Genomic DNA, 18091 nt, shown 5'->3' with positions numbered 1-18091 from the left:
CTTTTTTCAAGGCATCACTCAAGGAAAAATGTAGTAATAAACACAACATTTTTACAAAATACAGATTCCAGGTGGTGGTCGTTCCGAGCCATCAGTAGGATAGGCCTCCTCTCAACTTCGCATTGCGGGCGCTTGTCGCGGCTCTGCCGCGGCGCCTGTCTAGCCGATCTAGGAAACTTTAATGGACCGAGTGCGAAATCTTCTGGAGCAGATCCAGAACCGCCTTGAAGAACTGAACAAAGCGGAACGTAAAGTCGCCGAAGTCATCCTGCTCAACCCGCAGCAGGCGACTCGCTTCAGCATCGCCGCCCTGGCCCAGGCCGCTTCGGTGAGCGAGCCGACGGTCAATCGCTTCTGCCGCTCCTTCGGCGTCAGCGGCTACCCGGAACTCAAGCTGCAACTGGCCCAGAGCCTGGCCAGCGGCGCGGCCTACGTCAGCCGCGCGGTGGAGGCCGACGACAACCCCGAAGCCTACACGCAAAAAATCTTCGGCAGCGCCATCGCCTCCCTGGACAGCGCCTGCCAGGCCCTGGACCCGAACCTGATCAGCAAGGCCGTCGACCTGTTGATCCAGGCCCGGCAGATCCACTTCTTCGGCCTCGGTGCCTCGGCCCCGGTGGCCATGGATGCGCTGCACAAGTTCTTCCGTTTCAACCTGGCGGTCACCGCCCATGCCGACGTGCTGATGCAGCGCATGATCGCCTCGGTGGCTCACACCGGCGAACTGTTCGTGATCATCTCCTACACCGGCCGCACCCGCGAACTGGTGGAAGTGGCACGCATTGCCCGGGAAAACGGCGCATCGGTGCTGGGGCTGACCGCAGAGAACTCGCCCCTGGCCAAGGCCAGTACCTTGAGCCTGAACATCCCGCTGCCGGAAGACACCGACATCTACATGCCGATGACCTCGCGGATCATCCAGCTCACCGTGCTCGACGTGCTGGCCACCGGCATGACCCTGCGCCGGGGCGTGGACTTCCAGCCGCACCTGCGCAAGATCAAGGAAAGCCTCAACGCCAGCCGCTATCCGGTGGGCGACGAGTTCAACTGAGGCAGGCCGGTTCGCCGGCCTGCCGGCTACACCGCAACCTGCGTCCTACACCGCAGCCCGCGCCTGCAAGCTCAGGTGCGCCTGCTCCCCCGGCGCCAGGCACAGGCTGTCGGTGCCCCCGGCAGCCGCTTCGACGCAGACAAACCGCGACACCTCATTCCAGCTCACCCCCAGCAGCGGCCGGCTCCCCGGATGCCAGACCACGGTGTCGGCATCGTCACCGGTATCGATGCACAGCTCGCGCTGCCAGGCGTGATCCTTGAGCTGCAATTCGCCTTCGTGCTGGAACACCCGCTGGCAACCGCCCTCGACCCGCAACTCGCCCTGCTGCTGGCAGGCCTGGCGGTTCAACTGATCGTAACCCTGGGCGCCATCGAGTCCAGACAGCGCTACCTCACCGACGTCGCCAATACGCCAGTAAGCGTGCAAAGCCTGGCTCAACTGACAGGGTTCAGTGTCCTGATGCTCGGTGCTCAGGCGCAGGTCCATGCTCTGGCCCAGGTGCGCATGCAGGTCGACCTTCCAGTCGCACAGCTGCAATTGCCAGTGCAGGCGCACGCCGTCTTCATCGTTGCTGCTGTCCAGCAGCTTCCAGTCCAGCAGCCGCGCCCAACCGTGGGACGGCCAGGCATTCTCGCTAGGGTGACGGCCATACCAGGGCCAGCACACCGGCACCCCGCCACGGATCGCCCCCACTTGCGGCCACTTCGAGGCGCACCACAGCCAGGGCTTCTGCCCGGCCGGCTGGAAGTGCAGCAACTGGGCGCCCTGGCGACTGAACACCGCCTGGCACAGCGGGTGATCAATCACCAGCACATCGCGCATCTGATAGCGCTCCCAGGCGAACACCGGGCGTTCGCGCAAGGATTTGAAAAAGCGTTGTAGCGGATGCTCATGCATGGGCCGCGGTCCTGAAAATCACTGCTGTCTCGATATTCATGAGGGGAATGCGCCTGCCCCACAAAAAAAAGCGGACGGCCTGGGCCATCCGCAAAATGCGCACATGGAGGAGGAGCTTATCGCAACAGCTCTAGAACACCGACTGAATTTTCAGACCGGCCACCAACGCGTTATCCACCTCATCCACGCCGCCCGGATGGGTGATGTATTGCAGGTTGGGGCGCACGGTCAGCCAGTTGGTCACGTGGAAACCGTAGTTGATCTCGTAGTTGTATTCCGTGTCGCGCAGCGGCATGTACAGCGGGTTGTCGTAGTTGCTGATGCCGTTGTCCTCGTTGATCAACTGAGCGTTCTTGCGCACATCGTCGTTGACGTGGATACGCGCGAAACCGATGCCCACGTCATCTTTCGGACGGGCGTCGAACGGGCCCTTGTAGACGAACATCAACGACTGGTAGTTGTCGACGACGTTGGTGTCCTTGTCGTGGAAGGTGGCGTTGGCGGCGATGTTCAGGCCACGGGAAGCGTCACCGTTATGGGTGGTGAGTTGCTGCTGCCCGACGAACCAGTAGCCGTGCTTGCTGTTGTGCACGCGATAGGCGTCGCCTGTGTCCGCGGCGTCCTGACCGTTGACGTCCTTGCGCACATCATTGGCGTCGGCCGTGCTCTTGTAGTAACCGACGCGGTACTCGCCCGGCAGATTATTGAGCTTGGGCGACCAGACCAGTTCCACCGGCAATACCGTGCCCTTGGTGCCGCTGCCGCTGAGCTTGAAGCCGTTGCCGTGTTCCAGCTGCGACGGGTTCTGGTTGTAGGCGCCGATCTGCGCATACAGCTCGGGGGTGATGTGGTACTTGATGCGCAACGCCGCCTGGCTGACCGGCCAGTTGTACCAGATGCCGGTGGCCCAGTTGCCCACCTGGGAGCCGCAGAAGGCCAGGTTCTGGAACTCGCAGGGGAAGGTGTTGAAGTCTTCGCCCTCGCCGAAATAACCGGCCTTGACGTCCAGCTTGCCGTCGAGGAACTGGTGCTGAACCCACAACTGGGTCAGACGGACCATGTGGCCACGGCCGTAGACTTCCTGGGAGGAACTCAGGGTGCCGGCACGGGGGTCGCCGATGCGGTCATTGGAGATGTTCTGGCCGTTGCGGTTGGTCAGCTGGATCTTGGCCTGGGTGTTGTCCCAGCCCAGAAGCTTCTGCAGATCGAAGGCCACGCCAAGGCCGAACTGATCGCTGTAGCGCCCGGTCTTGTCGTCGTTGTAGCCACCACGCAGGTTGGCGCCCATTTCCCCGACGTAGTCGGCCTTGATGTCGATCCCCTGCTCGATCAGCCTGGTGCGCTCACCACCCCAGTCGCCGGTCATCCACTTGGAGTCGGCGCTGAACGCCTCGTCGGCCATGGCATTGGCGGACAGGACCAGTGCCGCCAGCGCCGACAACTGGCAGAGCAGCCGGGTGTTGCTGTGTCGCTTTTTCATCCCTACATCCTCGTCTTTATTGTTATTAACGATCTATCCAACGTGGTTTACAGCGGGTGCGACGGATGACAGGCCATCCGCCATGGATTCAACGGCCCTTGAACTGCGCAACGTTACCGCCACGGGTTTCGCTCATCGACGCCGCGGCCGTCCCCAGGCGCTCGCCGCTCTGGGCATCGAACAGCAGCACCCGGGCCGGATCGAACTGCAGGGTCAGGGTTTCCCCGGCATCGGGCGCCTGATCCGGAGCCAGACGGCAGCAGACCTTGGTGCCATTGAGGGTGACGAACACCAGGGTGTCGGGGCCGGTGGGCTCGACCACCTGGACCTCGGCGCGCAGGGTCGGCAAGCCATTGGCTTCGGCGGGAGCCAGGGAGATCTGCTCCGGACGAATGCCGAGGATCACCTCGCGGTCTTCCAGCCCGGCGTCCTGCGGCCCCAGGGGCAGCTCGCAACGGGCCTGGCCACTGTCCAGCAGGGCCAGCAGGCGGCCGTCCTTGCGTTGCAGGCGCAGGGGAATGAAGTTCATCGGCGGCGAACCGATGAAGCTCGCCACGAACAGGTTGGCCGGGTCGTTGTAGATCTGCTTCGGCGTACCGAACTGCTGGATGATCCCGTCCTTCATCACCGCCACCTTGTCGCCCAGGGTCATGGCTTCGATCTGGTCGTGGGTGACGTAGACCGTGGTGGTCTTCAGGCGCTGGTGCATCAGTTTCATTTCGGTGCGCATCTCGACCCGCAGCTTGGCGTCGAGGTTGGACAGCGGTTCGTCGAACAGGTAGATCTTCGGCCGCCGCGCCAGGGCCCGGCCCATGGCCACCCGCTGTTGCTGGCCACCGGAAAGCTGGCCCGGCTTGCGGGTCAGCAGGTGCTCGATCTGCAGCAGCTTGGCCACCCGCGCCACTTCCGCGTCGATCTCGGCGCTGGGCATCTTGCGGATCTTCAGGCCGAAGGCGATGTTGTCGCGCACGCTCATGGTCGGGTACAGCGCGTAGGACTGGAACACCATGGCGATGTCTCGGTCCTTGGGGCTCATGCCGCTGATGTCTGCGTCGTCCACCAGGATCGCCCCGCCGCTGATGTGCTCCAGCCCGGCGATGCAGTTCATCAGGGTGGATTTGCCGCAGCCGGACGGGCCGACGAGGATCAGGAACTCACCGTCGTCGATCTTCAGCTCGATGTTCTTCAGGGTGTCCGGCAGGCCGGCACCGTAGGTCTTGTTGACGTTGCGTAATTCGAGAGTGGCCATGCTTTACCCCTTGACTGCGCCGGACGTCAGCCCGCGCAGGAAATACTTGCCGGCGAAGATGTAGACCAGCAGTGTCGGCAGCCCGGCGATCATCGCCGCCGCCATATCAACGTTGTATTCCTTGGCCCCGGTGCTGGTGTTGACCAGGTTGTTCAGGGCCACGGTGATCGGTTGTGCGTCGCCGCTGGCAAACACCACGCCGAACAGGAAGTCGTTCCAGATCTGGGTGAACTGCCAGATCAGGCAGACCATGATGATCGGCACCGACATCGGCAGCAGGATCTTGCCGAAGATGGTGAAGAACCCCGCGCCGTCCAGGCGCGCCGCCTTGACCAGGGCATCCGGCACGCTCACGTAGTAGTTGCGGAAAAACAGCGTGGTGAAGGCCAGGCCGTAGACCACGTGCACCAGCACCAGGCCGGTGGTGGTATTGGCCAGGCCGAACTTGCCGAGGGTGAACGAGGCCGGCAGCAGCACGGTCTGGAACGGCAGGAAGCAGCCGAACAGCAGCAGGCCGAAGAACAGCTGGGAGCCGCGAAAGCGCCACATCGACAGCACGTAGCCGTTCATTGCACCGATGAAGGTGGAGATCAGCACCGCCGGCACGGTGATCTTCACCGAGTTCCAGAAGTAGCCGCCCACGGTGTCCCAGGCCTTGATCCAGCCAATGCCGTCCACCACCTGGGGCCAGCTCAGCAGGTTGCCGGTGCGGATGTCTTCCGGGGTCTTGAAGCTGGTCAGCAGCATCACCACCAGGGGAATCAGGTACACCGCCGCCGCCAGCAGCAAGGTGGCGTAGATGGCGATCCGGCTGAAGTTCAGGGTCGGCTTGGCGAGGGAGTTAGTCATGACGCTTGCCTCGCAGTTCGGAGTACAGGTACGGCACCAGGATGGTCAGCACGGCACCGAGCATCAGCATGGCGCTGGCCGAACCGATGCCCATCTGGCCCCGGCTGAAGGTGAAGGAATACATGAACATCGCCGGCAGGTCGGAGGAGTAGCCCGGGCCGCCCGCAGTCATTGCCGCCACCAGGTCGAAGCTCTTGATGGCAATGTGGGCGAGGATCATGAAGGCGCTGAAGAACACCGGGCGCAGGCTCGGCAGAACGATCTTCAGGTAGATGGTCGGCAGGCTCGCGCCGTCGACCTGGGCGGCGCGGATGATCGACTGGTCGACACCGCGCAGACCGGCGAGGAACATCGCCATGACAAAGCCCGAGGCCTGCCACACGGCGGCGATCACCAGGCAGTAGACCACCCGGTCCTGATCCACCAGCCAGTCCAGGCGAAAGCCCTCCCAGCCCCAGTCGCGGAGCATCTTGTCCAGGCCCAGGCCGGGGTTGAGCAGCCACTTCCAGGCAGTGCCAGTGACGATCATCGACAGCGCCATGGGATAGAGGTACACGGTGCGGATGAAGCCTTCCTTGCGGATGCGCTGGTCCAGCAGCACCGCCAGGAACACCCCCAGCACCAGGCTGATGGCGATGAACATGCCGCCGAACAGCGCGAGGTTCTTGCTCGCCACCCACCAGCGGTCGTTGTCCATCAGCCGCAGGTACTGCTGCAGGCCGACCCACTTGTAGCTCGGCATGAAGCTGGAATTGGTAAAGGACAGAATGAACGTCCAGATGATGTAACCGTAGAACCCCACCAGCACGATCACCATGCTTGGCGCCAGCACCAGCTTGGGCAGCCAGCGCTGCAATGCGTCCAGGGGTGAGGCCTTGCTGAAAACCGCCACAGAGCTCATCGCAATAACCCGGTTGAAGGAATGAAGTCCGACGCGCCCTCTGTAGGAGCGAGCTTGCTCGCGATAGCGATCCAGCCGTCGACACCCAGGGTGAATGTCAGGCCGTCATCGCGAGCAAGCTCGCTCCTACAGAAGGGGGGAAGCATCGTCAGATAAATCGCCGCAGACAGGGCTGCGGCGTGCGCAGTTACTGCGCGGCCTTGACCGCCGAGGCCAGTTGCGCACTGGCCTTGGCCGGGTCCGCATCCTTGTCGTTCATGAAGTTGGTGACCACGTCGAAGATCGCGCCCTGCACCGCCAGGGAAGTGGCCATGTTGTGCGCCATGCTTGGCTGCAGGCCGCCGGTCTTCTCGTCCGCCAGGAAGTCCTTGGCCGAGGCCTGGGCACAGGAGTCAAAGCCCTCGGCGCTCATGTCATTGAGCATGTCGGTACGCACCGGGATCGAGCCCTTGTTGATGCTGAAGACCTTCTGGAAGTCCTTGCCCAGCGCCACCTTGGCCAGGTCCTGCTGAGCGGCGATGTCACCCTTGCGATCGGCCTTGAGCTTGAACACCGCCAGGGAGTCGATGTTGTAGGTGAAGGCCTTGTCGGTGCCCGGGAACGGCACGCACTGGTAGTCCTTGCCGGCGATCTTCTTCGCCGCGGTCCACTCGCTCTTGGCCCAGTCGCCCATCATCTGCATGCCGGCCTTGCCGCCGATCACGTCGGCGGCGGCGATGTTCCAGTCACGCCCGGCGCGGTTGGGGTCCATGTAGCCGGTGATCTTCTTCAGCTCGGCGAAGGCCTTGACCATTTCCGGGCCGGCGAGGGTCTTCTGGTCCAGGTCCACCAGGGCTTTCTTGTAGCCTTCAGGGCCCATGACCGAGAGCACCACGTCTTCGAACACGGTGCTGTCCTGCCACGGCTGGCCACCGTGGGCCAGGGCGATGAAGCCCGCGGCCTTGAGCTTGTCGCCGGCGGCATAGAACTCTTCGAGGGTGGTCGGGGCCTTGTCGATCCCGGCCTTCTTGAACACTTGCGGGTTGATCCACAGCCAGTTGACCCGGTGGATGTTCACCGGCACGGCGACGTAGTCACCTTCGTACTTGACGGTGTTGGCCACCTTGGACGACAGCAGGCCGTCCCAGTTTTCCGCCTTGGCCACGTCCTTGAGGGTGTCGGTGCTGAGCAGGCCGGTGCTGCCCCATTCCTGGATGTCCGGGCCCTTGATCTGGGCGACGCCCGGCGGATTACCGGCCACGGCGCGGCTTTTCAGCACGGTCATTGCGGTGGAGCCGCCACCACCGGCCACGGCGCCGTCCTTCCAGGTGAAACCGTCTTTTTCCACTTGGGCCTTGAGCACATCGACGGCGGCTTTTTCGCCACCCGAAGTCCACCAGTGGACAACTTCCACGGAACCTTTGGAGTCGGCGGCGAGGGCACTCAGGGGAAACAGAGAGGCAAGGGAAATGACAGTGGCGAGGCGAGAAATCGCATTCATTTGAAGTACCTTTCTTGTTGTTATGCATGCAAGTCTGGTGCTTGCGCTGCACACGAGTCTAAACAGCCTAGTCGAACGTTCGGGTAACGAAGCGACGGTGAAATGTCACGACATGGTTACACAAGGCCCGGAACAGACGCCTGGGCCAAAGCCGAAGCCATACTCGGCGCCAGCGGCAGGCGCGGAATCAGCACCGCTTGCCAGGCGTGATAGAGGTCCGGTTTGCCGCCCCAGATCTCGGCGGCCGGGCGATTGTCGCGGCCCAGTTCGTGATGCCAGCTGCCCTGTTGGCGATCGATGAAATACCCTTCGCAGAACTCCCAGAAACGCCGGTACCAGACCTCGTACTGCTGCTCGCCAGTGCGCTTGAGCAAGGCGCTGGCGGCGGCGCTGGCCTCGGCATGGGTCCAGTGCAGGCGCTGGTGCACCACCGGCCGGTTGTCCCAATCCAGGGTGTAGACAATGCCCGGGGCACCGTCCACGTCCCAGCCGTGGCGGCAGTTGCTCGCGAACAGGTGCTGCGCATCCAGCGCCAGCCAGCCCGGGGTCAGCATCCCGGCCAGGCCGCGCGACGCCTCCAGGTGCAAGAGCAGGCGCGCCCATTCGAAACCGTGGCCCGGCGTGGTGCCGAAGGGACGGAAACCATCGGCGGGAAAGGCCCGGTTGTAGTCGCGCAGGGGCAGCCAGTCACAGTCGAAATGCTCGATCACCATGAAGTCGTTGGCGGCGGCGTGCTGATGGATCACCCGCTCGACGATGCGCAGGGCGCGGTTGAGCCAGCGCGGGTCCTGGGTGACATCGGCCAGGGCCAGAAAGGCCTCGGTGGCGTGCATGTTGCTGTTGGCGCCGCGATAGGCTTCCTGCTCGCTCCAGTCGCGATTGAAGGACTCAAGCATGGCGCCCTCCTCCTCGCTCCAGAAATGCCCGTCGATGATCCGGATCGCCTCCTCAAGCAGGGCCTGGGCACCCGGCCGCTGCGCCACCACCGCGGAGATGGCGGCCAGGGCGACAAAGGCGTGCAGGTAGGCGGCCTTGGTGCTGTTGCCGTCCGCCTGCCCGGCAACGGCGAACCAGCCGCCGTGCTCGGCATCGCGCAACGGCCCCATGAGCGCGGCGATACCGTGATCCACCAGCCCGGCATAACCCGGCAAGCCCTGGACATGCGCCATGGCAAAGCTGTGGGTCATGCGCGCGGTGTTCATGGTTTCGGCCTGGGCACCGGCGGGCAGGCAGCCCTGGGCATCGAGGTTGCCGAAGCCTTCGGCGAGTCGTGAAGCCTTGGCGAAATCCAGCAGGCGCAGGCCTTCGGCGGCGAGCCAGGAATGGTGAGCGGGCGCGTTCAGCCAACTGCGCAGCGGCAGGGGGAGAGAGTCCATGAGTGGCCTGTTGTTGTTTTTATCGAAGGCTTGAGTCTAATCAAGCCGCTCGCAACCGCAGGTAACGAAGGGCCAGCACAATGTCACCAAACCGTGACATTGCGCGGCTCCACCCGTAGGAGCCGGCTTGCCGGCGAAGAGGCCCTTGAATCCTGCAGTGCCCTTGGGGACGCCTTCGCTGGCAAGCCAGCTCCTACACAAGTCAGCGTCTGCACAGGCCAGCCGCTCAGTCGAAGGTCCGGGGCAGGTACAGGGTCACCCGCAGGCCGCCTTCACGCAGGTTCTGCAGGCTGACTTCGCCGCCATGGCTGTGGGCGATGTTGCGCGCGATGCCCAGGCCCAGGCCGTAGCCCTGCTGCTGGCCGGCCAGGCGAAAATGCGGCTCGAACACCTGCTCCAGGCGCTGCTCCGGCACACCCGGGCCTTCGTCGTCGACATGCAGGACAAAGCCGCTGTCGTCGTCTTCGATGTACAGGTGGGCGTTCTGCCCGTACTTCAGGGCGTTGTCGATCAGGTTGCCCATGCAGCGCTTGAGCGCCAGGGGCTTGCCCGGGTAACTGGCCAGCGCCCGCCCCTGCTGGGTTACCCGGCCATTGCCGTGGGGCGCCAGGTAAGGCTCCACCAGGCAATCGAGCACCTGGTTGAGATCCACTGGCTCGATGTTCTCGTGGATGTCGGTGTCCTTGACGCACTGCAACGCGCCCTTGACCAGCAGTTCCAGTTCGTCCAGGTCGCGGCCGAACTTGGCTTGCAGTTGCTCGTCCTCCAGCAGCTCGACCCGCAGGCGCAGGCGGGTGATGGGGGTGCGCAGGTCGTGGGAGATGGCACTGAACAGCTGGCTGCGCTCGGTCAGGTAGCGGCTGATGCGTTCGCGCATGCTGTTGAAGGCCCGCCCCACTTCCACCACTTCACTGCCGCCGCCCTCCGCCACCGGCTCGACGTCGGCGCCCAGGGACATGTCCCGCGCGGCCCGGGCCAGGCGCTTGAGGGGCCGGCTCTGCCAGTGCACCAAGAGGCCGATGAACAGCAGCAGAAACCCGCTGGTGAGCAGGATGAACCACACCTGCTGCGCCGGCAGGCCCTGCTCTTCGAGGCTGGTGTAGGGCTCGGGCAAGAGCGAGGCGATGTACAGCCATTCCCCCGGGGCCATCTGGATCTGGGTCACCAGCACCGGCGGATTCACCGGCTCCAGGGTCAGGGCGTAATGGGCCCAGGAGCGGGGCAACTCGTCGAGCTTGAGGCCGCCATTGAAGATCCGCAGGTCATCGGGGCTGACAAAGGTCACCGAGATATCCGCGTCATTGCCCAGGGACTGGCGCAGCACCTGTTCCACCGCCTGCAGCACCGCTTCCTTGCGTGGGGTGGCGGGCAGCACCTGCATGCCCAGGGGCTTGTCATTGAGGGTCACGACAAATCGGGTGCCGCCCATGCTGCGCAACTGGTCCAGCACCAGGGGCCGGTACGCCACCGGCAACGAACGCAGGTAGCTGACGCTGGCGGTCATCGAATGGGCCAGGCTGCGGGCGCTGGTCACCAGGCCTTCGAGCTGGGTGGCGCGCAACTGCGAAACCCAGATCACGCTGGACAGCGCCTGGGCGAACAACACCGCGAGCAAGGTCAACAGCAGCATGCGCCCCAGCAGGGAACGGGGCACCGGCACCCGGCGCAGCAGGCCGCGCAATGCCTCAGAGAGCATTGCCGGCAACCACATTGGCTGCCAACTGATAGCCGCTGCCACGCACGGTGCGGATCAGCCGCGGCGGCTTTTCGGTGTCCCGCAGGCGCTGGCGCAGGCGGCTGACCGCCATGTCGACGATGCGGTCCAGGGGCATCAGGTCGCGCCCGCGGGTGGCATTGCCGATGGTGTCGCGGTCGAGGATTTCCTGGGGATGGTCGAGGAACAGCTTGAGCAGGGCGAAGTCGGCACCGGAGAGAATCACCTCCTCGCCGTCGTTGTGGAACAGCCGGTGACTGATCACATCCAGGCGCCATTCGTCGAAGCACAACACTTCACCGGCGACCCGCTCCTGGGCGAACTGCACGCGGCGCAGCAGCGCCTTGATCCGCGCCTGCAACTCCCGGGGGCTGAAGGGCTTGCCCAGGTAGTCGTCGGCCCCCAGCTCCAGGCCGATGACCCGGTCGGCTTCGTCGGAGCTGGCGGTGAGCATGATGATCGGCACCTGGCTGCGCCGCGGGTGCTGGCGAATCCAGCGGCACAGGCTGAAGCCGTCTTCGTCGGGCAGCATCACGTCGAGGATCACCAGGTCGCTGGGCGCCTCGTTCAGGGCCTGACGAAAACCGGCGCCATCGGCGGTCGTGCGCACCTGGAAACCGCAACGGCTGAGGTAGGTTTCCAGCAGCTCGCGAATTTCCTGATCGTCGTCAACCAACAAGATCGACTTACTGACTGAACTCACCGGGGCCGTCCTCATTGTTGGGCAGGGAGCGCGATTATGCCTGATGGCGGGAGGCCTGTTACCGCCTCTTCGCCGGCAAGCCGGATCCTGCGCCCATGCTGCTCGGTGTCAGCCCTGGGCCTGCTCCAGGGCCACGCCGGCACCGGTCAGCCCGGAGTACGGCGCAGTCACCAGCCACACCGGGATGCCCTTGAAGTAATCGCTCATGCAGCCCTTGTCGGCAAAGCTTCTGGCAAAACCGCTGTGGATGAAGAAATCGGCGAAACGCGGAATCACCCCGCCGACGATATACACCCCACCCCGCGCGCCCGTGGTCAGGACGTTGTTACCCGCCACCCGCCCCAGCCAGCAGCAGAACTGCTCCAGCACTTCCCGGGCAATCGGATCACCGGCCAGGCCGGCCGCCGTGATGGCTTCCGGGGTGTGCAAACGCGGTTCATGACCGTCCACCGCGCAGATCGCCCGGTACACCCGGGGCAATCCACCGCCGCTCAAGGCAGTCTCGGCGCTGACATGGCCGATCTCGGCATGGATGTGTTGCCAGAGCTGGGTTTCCCGCGCACTGCCCAGGGGCAGGTCGACATGGCCGCCCTCCCCCGGCAAGGCCATGTAGCGGCCGTCGCCGAAGTTCAACAGGGTGCCGACGCCGAGGCCGGTGCCCGGGCCGATCACCACCGCCGGACGCAAGGGCTCGGCAACGCCTTCGCAGACCACGCGAAACTCATCGGGCTGCAGACGGGTCATGCCCAGGGCCATGGCCGAGAAGTCGTTGACCAGCAACAGCCGCTCCACTTGCAGGGCCTGGCAGAACGCCTGGCGGCTCAGGCGCCAGTGGTTGTTGGTGAATCGAAACTCATCACCACTGACCGGACCGGCCACCGACAGGCACACCGAGCCGATGGCGCCCGGGGCCAGGCCCTGGGCGTGCAGATAGGCCTGGATGGCGTCTTCCGGGCAGCGATAGTCCGCCGTTGCCAGCACCTGGATCGCGTCCAGCTGCTGATCCTTCCACAACGCGAACCGCGCGTTGGTCCCACCGATGTCACCGACCAGGGCCAGTTTCAATTAAGCGTCTCCAGTGCAGAGGTAAAGGCGCTGGCGCCCTGCTCTGCCGAGCTGAAGGCCATGCGCATGAAAGCGAAGAGTTCGCGGCCGGTGCCGACGTTGTTGCCCAGCAGCCCCTTGGCCGGTTCCCGGGCGGCGAATTCGGCGGCGTCGACCTTGAGCTCCAGGGTGCCCTTGACCCCGTCCACGCGAATGATGTCGCCGTCCAGCACCCGGGCCAGCGCACCGCCGACCTGGGCTTCGGGGCTGACATGAATCGCCGCCGGAATCTTGCCCGAGGCACCGGACATACGTCCATCGGTGACCAGCGCCACCTTGAAGCCACGGTCCTGCAGCACCCCGAGGAACGGGGTCATCTTGTGCAGCTCGGGCATGCCGTTGGAGCGCGGGCCCTGGAACCGCATCACCGCGACGAAGTCCTTCTCCAGCAGGCCGGCCTTGAACGCATCGGCCAGGTCCTGCTGGTCCTGGAACACCACCGCCGGGGCTTCGACGATCTGATGTTCGGGCGCCACGGCGGACACTTTCATCACTCCGCGGCCCAGATTGCCTTCCATGACCCGCAAGCCGCCTTCCGGGGAGAACGCCCGGGCCACCGGCCGCAGGATGTTTTCGTCGAGGCTCTCGATCGGACCGTCGCGCCACACCAGCTTGCCGTTGTCGAGGAACGGCTCCTGGGTGTAGCGGCTCAGGCCGGGGCCGGCCACGGTGTTGACGTCTTCATGCAGCAGGCCGGCTTCCAGCAGCTCGCGGATCAGGAACGACATGCCCCCCGCGGCCTGGAAGTGGTTGATGTCGGCCTTGCCGTTGGGATAGACGTGGGACAGGGTCGGCACCACCTCGGACAGGTCGGCCATGTCCTGCCAGGTCAGCTGGATGCCCGCCGCCTGGGCGATGGCCGGCATGTGCAGGGTGTGGTTGGTGGAACCGCCGGTGGCGTGCAGGGCGACGATGGAATTGACCAGGCAACGCTCGTCGACGATCTCGCCGATGGGCATGAAGTTGCCGCTCTGCTTGGTCAGGCGCGTGACCTGCTGCGCCGCCTCATGGGTCAGGGCGTCGCGCAGTGGCGTGTTGGGGTTGACGAAGGAGGCGCCGGGCAGGTGCAGGCCCATGACTTCCATCAGCAACTGGTTGGTGTTGGCGGTGCCATAGAAGGTGCAGGTGCCGGGGCTGTGGTAGGACTTCATTTCCGACTCCAGCAGTTCCTCGCGGCTGGCCTTGCCTTCGGCATAGCGCTGGCGCACATCGGCCTTCTGCTTGTTGGAGATCCCCGACACCATCGGCCCGCCCGGGACGAAGACCATCGGCAGATGACCAAAGCGCAGGGCGCCCATCATCAGGCCCGGCACGATCTTGTCGCAGATCCCCAGCATCAGCGCGGCATCGAACATGTTGTGGGACAGGGCCACGGCCGTGGACAGCGCGATCACCTCGCGGCTCGGCAGGCTCAGTTCCATGCCGGCCTCGCCCTGGGTCACGCCATCGCACATGGCCGGGGTGCCGCCGGCGAACTGCCCTACCGAACCGATCTCGCGCAGGGCTTTCTTGATCTGCTCGGGAAAGTGCTCGTAAGGCTGGTGGGCCGACAACATGTCGTTATATGACGAAACAATTGCCACGTTGGCCGCGTTCATCATCCGCAGGCTGTGCTTGTCTTCGGCGCCGCAACCGGCCACGCCGTGGGCGAAGTTCGCGCACTGCAGCTTGCCGCGCTGCGGACCATCGCTGGCGGCACCGCGAATCAACGCCAGATAGGCCTGGCGAGTGGCGCGACTGCGAGCGATAAGCCGTTCGGTGACCTCAAGAACGCGGGGATGCATATGTAGAACTCCAGGCTAACGGATGTGGCGACCTGTTTGTCTATGCTGATCAGAAGCCCCGCCACCGAGGGACAGTGGAGGACATTCCTGACCATTTGGACCAGTTGATTCAGGTCACTCGTTGTAGATAAAACAAAATATTGCCACTAAAAAGGCTTGTTTTCTATTTCTATGCGAATAATCTTGTAATTCCAACAACAAATTCAACGACAGGCGTTTGCACATGACTCTTCGAATCGCAATCAACGGTTTTGGCCGTATTGGCCGTAACGTCCTGCGCGCACTCTATACCCAAGGCTATCGTCAGGATCTGCAGATCGTCGCCATCAACGATCTGGGGGACAGCGCGATCAATGCCCACCTGCTCAAGTACGACACCGTCCACGGCACCTTCGACGCCGAGGTCCAGCACGATCAGGAAAGCCTGACCGTCAATGGCGACCGGATTGCCGTCAGCGCCATACGCAACCCGGCCGAACTGCCCTGGGCCGCGGAAAAGATCGACGTAGTCTTCGAATGCACCGGCCTGTTCACCGACCGCGCCAAGGCCGCCGCCCATCTTACTGCCGGCGCCCGCAAAGTGATCATCTCGGCCCCGGCCAAGGGCGCCGACGCCACCGTGGTCTACGGGGTCAACCACGACATCCTGCGCCAGTCGCACCAGATCATTTCCAACGCCTCGTGCACCACCAACTGCCTGGCCCCGGTGGCCCAGGTGCTGCACCGCGAGCTGGGCATCGACAACGGCCTGATGACCACCATCCACGCCTACACCAACGACCAGAACCTCACCGACGTCTACCACAGCGACCCGTACCGCGCCCGTTCGGCCACCCAGAACATGATCCCGAGCAAGACCGGCGCCGCCGAAGCCGTGGGCCTGGTGCTGCCGGATCTGGCGGGCAAGCTGACCGGCATGGCGGTGCGCGTGCCGGTGATCAACGTATCGCTGGTGGACCTGACCGTGACCCTCAAGCGCGACACCACCGCCGAAGAGGTCAACGCCCTGCTCAAGAGTGCCAGCCAGCATTCGAAGATCCTCGGCTACAACACCCTGCCGCTGGTCTCCAGCGACTTCAACCACAACCCGCTGTCGTCGATCTTCGACGCCAACCACACCAAGGTCAGCGGCGGTCGCTTGCTCAAGGTGCTGGCCTGGTACGACAACGAGTGGGGCTTCTCCAACCGCATGCTGGATAACTGCCTGGCCCTGTGCAACGCGGAATAAAACGGATATTCGTCGATGATCGGTATCAGTTTTACCCAAAAGACCATGGCGGCGCGCAAGCGCATCGCCCTGGTCGCCCATGACCATTGCAAGGCCTTTCTGCTGGACTGGGCCGAGCGGCAGAAATCACGCCTGGCCGAACATGAGCTGCTGGCCACCGGCACCACCGGGCTGCTGCTGAGCAAACGCCTGGGGCTGCCGGTGCACAGCATGATCAGCGGCCCCCTGGGCGGCGATCAGCAACTGGGCGCGCAGATCGCCGAACAACGGGTCGACCTGCTGGTGTTCTTCTGGGACCCCTTCGAGCCACAGCCTCACGATCCGGACATCAAGGCCCTGCTGCGCGTGGCGGCGGTGTGGAACATTGCGGTGGCCTGCAACGAATGCAGCGCCGACTACCTGCTCAGCAGTCCGTTGATGAACCAGGCCCACGAGCACCGGATTCCCGACTACCAGGCCTACCTGGCCGGCCGGGGATAATTCACGCAAGGCTTGACCATTGACGCAGATGACAATCATTATCATCCGCTGAAAAAATGGATCAGGCCTTGCCGTGAGTCAATCGCACTTCAACCACGTCTTCCTCACTCAACGCATTTCCCTGCTGCGAACCCTGGAGCGGATGGTCAACAACCACAGCACCGCCGAAGACCTGCTGCAGGAAACCTACCTGCGGGTGACCCGGGCCCTCAGCGAGCGGCCGATCACTCACCTGGAACCCTTCGTGTTCCAGACCGCGCGCAACCTCGCCCTCGACCATCTAAGGGCCCGGCGCATCCAGGGCCGCACCCTGCTCGAAGACGTGCCTGCCGAGGTGCTGGAGAACGTCGCCGCCCCGGTCAGTAGCGCCGAAGACGCCGCCCACGCCGAGCAACTGCTCGAACGCCTGAACCTCAGCCTCGGCCAGCTCAGCCCGCGCCAGCAGCAGATCTTCATCCTCAGCCGCTTGCACGGCCACAGCTATCAGCAGATCGCCGACGAACTCGGGGTTTCGCCGAGCACGGTACAAAAGGAATTGAAATTGATCATGGCCATCTGCATCGGCGTCGCCGAACGTCTCGACGGTCAGTGAGTCTCAACCGCCAAGCACAATGACTGCGTCAGCCCCAGGCCTTTGCTAACCTTGGCCGGCTTTCGCTCTCTCTTGAAAAAACAGCCGCGCACAGACGCAGCCGAGGAACACCCGTGACGGATTCTCACAGCGCCGAGCCGCCCACTCCCGCCGGCCCGCACTCAAGCACCCTTGCCATGGATCAGGCGCTGGATTGGCTGATCGAGCTGGACCATCCGAACGAGGAACAAGTGCGCCAGTTTCATCAGTGGCTGGCGGCTTCACCGCTCAATGCCCAGGCCTTTGAAAAGGCCCGGGCGATCTGGGACGGAGCGCCAGTGGCGCAATGCGCACTGACCCTGGCAACACCGCCGAAAGTCTCGCGCCTGGCACGCCTGCGCCCGCACTACAAACCCTTGGCCGTCGCCGCGGTGCTGGTGCTCGGGCTGTTCAGCTTCAGCAACCTGCCACTGCGCCTGCAGGCCGACCACCTGACTCTGGTGGGCGAACGCCAGCGCCTGCAACTGGAAGACGGCTCCAGGGTGCTGCTCAACACCAACTCGGCATTCTCCAGCCAGATCAACGATCACCAGCGCGTGGCGCGGCTGTACCAGGGCGAAGCCTTCTTCGAGGTCCCCGGCACCCCGGGCCTGCCCCTGGAGCTGGATGCCGGCCCGGTCAAGGCCAGCGTCGCCGACACCGCCTTCGCCGTGCGCTACCTGGACGGCATCGCCCAGGTCCAGGTGCAGCGCGGTGACATAGACCTGCGCGCCACCCACGCCGATCAGCGCATGCGCCTGAGCGCCGGCGAGAGCGTTCGCGTCGGCCCCGAAGGCTTCGACCCGCCGGCCAGGCTCGATGCCGGCAAGGACCTGGCCTGGATCGACGGCCGCCTGGTGTTCGAGAACTGCCCCCTGAGTCAGGTGCTGGCGGAACTGCGGCGCTATTACCCGGGCTGGATCGTCAACAACAACGAGCGGTTGGCGAACATCGCGGTTACCGGCAACTACCGCCTGGACCAGCCCCTGGACGTGCTGCGCTCCCTGGCCCACATCACCTCGGCACGCCTCTCGGAATACCCGGCACTGGTCATTCTCAACTGAGAATAATTATTTTTACGCGATCACCCCGGGTTGTACGTCTCGTTATAGCCAATGCAACTGATTCGCATTTTTGAATGCGCATCTGCACCTATAAAAGATTCGTGCGACCCGGAGCGCT

16 protein-coding genes are annotated in these 18091 nt (G+C 64.1%); 5 read left to right on the top strand and 11 right to left on the bottom strand.

All coding sequences use genetic code 11. The annotated features are described in order from the left end of the window. The first annotated feature begins 190 nt into the window (after positions 1–190). Positions 191–1051, top strand: a complete 861-nt coding sequence (locus L1O02_RS07590) for a MurR/RpiR family transcriptional regulator (protein ID WP_170001736.1) — start codon at positions 191–193, stop codon at positions 1049–1051. Between the two features lie 45 nt (positions 1052–1096). Here L1O02_RS07590 and L1O02_RS07585 read toward each other — a convergent pair whose 3' ends face one another. The 11 genes from L1O02_RS07585 to edd all read right to left on the bottom strand — a co-directional run bounded on the left by L1O02_RS07585 (position 1097) and on the right by edd (position 14591). Continuing rightward, on the bottom strand, positions 1097–1951 hold the full coding sequence (locus L1O02_RS07585) for a D-hexose-6-phosphate mutarotase (protein WP_060844419.1): 855 nt from the start codon (positions 1949–1951) through the stop codon (positions 1097–1099). Positions 1952–2081: 130 nt separating this feature from the next. Continuing rightward, the gene (locus tag L1O02_RS07580) at positions 2082–3431 is read right to left on the bottom strand and encodes a carbohydrate porin (RefSeq protein ID WP_235759746.1); all 1350 of its coding nucleotides are present in this window, start codon (positions 3429–3431) and stop codon (positions 2082–2084) included. A gap of 88 nt (positions 3432–3519) precedes the next feature. Further along, the gene (locus L1O02_RS07575; RefSeq protein WP_060840678.1) at positions 3520–4680 is read right to left on the bottom strand and encodes an ABC transporter ATP-binding protein; all 1161 of its coding nucleotides are present in this window, start codon (positions 4678–4680) and stop codon (positions 3520–3522) included. Between the two features lie 3 nt (positions 4681–4683). Next, positions 4684–5529, bottom strand: a complete 846-nt coding sequence (locus tag L1O02_RS07570; RefSeq protein ID WP_019094567.1) for a carbohydrate ABC transporter permease — start codon at positions 5527–5529, stop codon at positions 4684–4686. Beyond that, on the bottom strand, positions 5522–6430 hold the full coding sequence (locus L1O02_RS07565) for a sugar ABC transporter permease (protein ID WP_060840679.1): 909 nt from the start codon (positions 6428–6430) through the stop codon (positions 5522–5524). Before L1O02_RS07565 ends, L1O02_RS07570 begins: the two co-directional genes overlap by 8 nt. A 187-nt stretch (positions 6431–6617) precedes the next feature. Continuing rightward, entirely contained in the window at positions 6618–7910 is a 1293-nt protein-coding gene (locus L1O02_RS07560) for an ABC transporter substrate-binding protein (RefSeq protein ID WP_060840680.1), read from the bottom strand. Between the two features lie 116 nt (positions 7911–8026). After that, complete coding sequence (locus L1O02_RS07555) at positions 8027–9286, bottom strand: AGE family epimerase/isomerase (RefSeq protein ID WP_235759745.1); 1260 nt, start codon at positions 9284–9286, stop codon at positions 8027–8029. A 226-nt stretch (positions 9287–9512) separates the two neighbouring features. Next, complete coding sequence (locus tag L1O02_RS07550) at positions 9513–10982, bottom strand: ATP-binding protein (RefSeq protein WP_281063682.1); 1470 nt, start codon at positions 10980–10982, stop codon at positions 9513–9515. After that, complete coding sequence (locus tag L1O02_RS07545; RefSeq protein ID WP_060840683.1) at positions 10972–11703, bottom strand: response regulator transcription factor; 732 nt, start codon at positions 11701–11703, stop codon at positions 10972–10974. The genes L1O02_RS07550 and L1O02_RS07545 overlap by 11 nt, the downstream gene beginning before the upstream one ends. 108 nt (positions 11704–11811) lie before the next feature. Then, entirely contained in the window at positions 11812–12768 is a 957-nt protein-coding gene (locus tag L1O02_RS07540; protein WP_060844421.1) for a glucokinase, read from the bottom strand. After that, positions 12765–14591, bottom strand: a complete 1827-nt coding sequence (edd, locus tag L1O02_RS07535; protein WP_060844422.1) for a phosphogluconate dehydratase — start codon at positions 14589–14591, stop codon at positions 12765–12767. Before edd ends, L1O02_RS07540 begins: the two co-directional genes overlap by 4 nt. A 223-nt stretch (positions 14592–14814) precedes the next feature. Between edd and gap the strand changes: the two genes are divergently transcribed. From gap to L1O02_RS07515, 4 genes are all read left to right on the top strand, one after another. Further along, positions 14815–15819, top strand: coding sequence for a type I glyceraldehyde-3-phosphate dehydrogenase (gene gap, locus L1O02_RS07530; RefSeq protein WP_060840686.1), 1005 nt, complete (start codon positions 14815–14817; stop codon positions 15817–15819). 15 nt (positions 15820–15834) lie between these two features. Next, entirely contained in the window at positions 15835–16299 is a 465-nt protein-coding gene (locus L1O02_RS07525; RefSeq protein WP_060840687.1) for a methylglyoxal synthase, read from the top strand. A 73-nt stretch (positions 16300–16372) separates the two neighbouring features. Next, positions 16373–16891, top strand: a complete 519-nt coding sequence (locus L1O02_RS07520; protein WP_235759744.1) for a sigma-70 family RNA polymerase sigma factor — start codon at positions 16373–16375, stop codon at positions 16889–16891. Positions 16892–17004: 113 nt separating this feature from the next. After that, entirely contained in the window at positions 17005–17973 is a 969-nt protein-coding gene (locus L1O02_RS07515; RefSeq protein ID WP_060844426.1) for a FecR domain-containing protein, read from the top strand. Positions 17974–18091 lie beyond the last annotated feature (118 nt).

The organism is Pseudomonas sp. BC42, assembly GCF_021560055.1.
Lineage (GTDB): Bacteria > Pseudomonadota > Gammaproteobacteria > Pseudomonadales > Pseudomonadaceae > Aquipseudomonas.
This window is presented reverse-complemented; position numbering and strand designations above follow the sequence as displayed.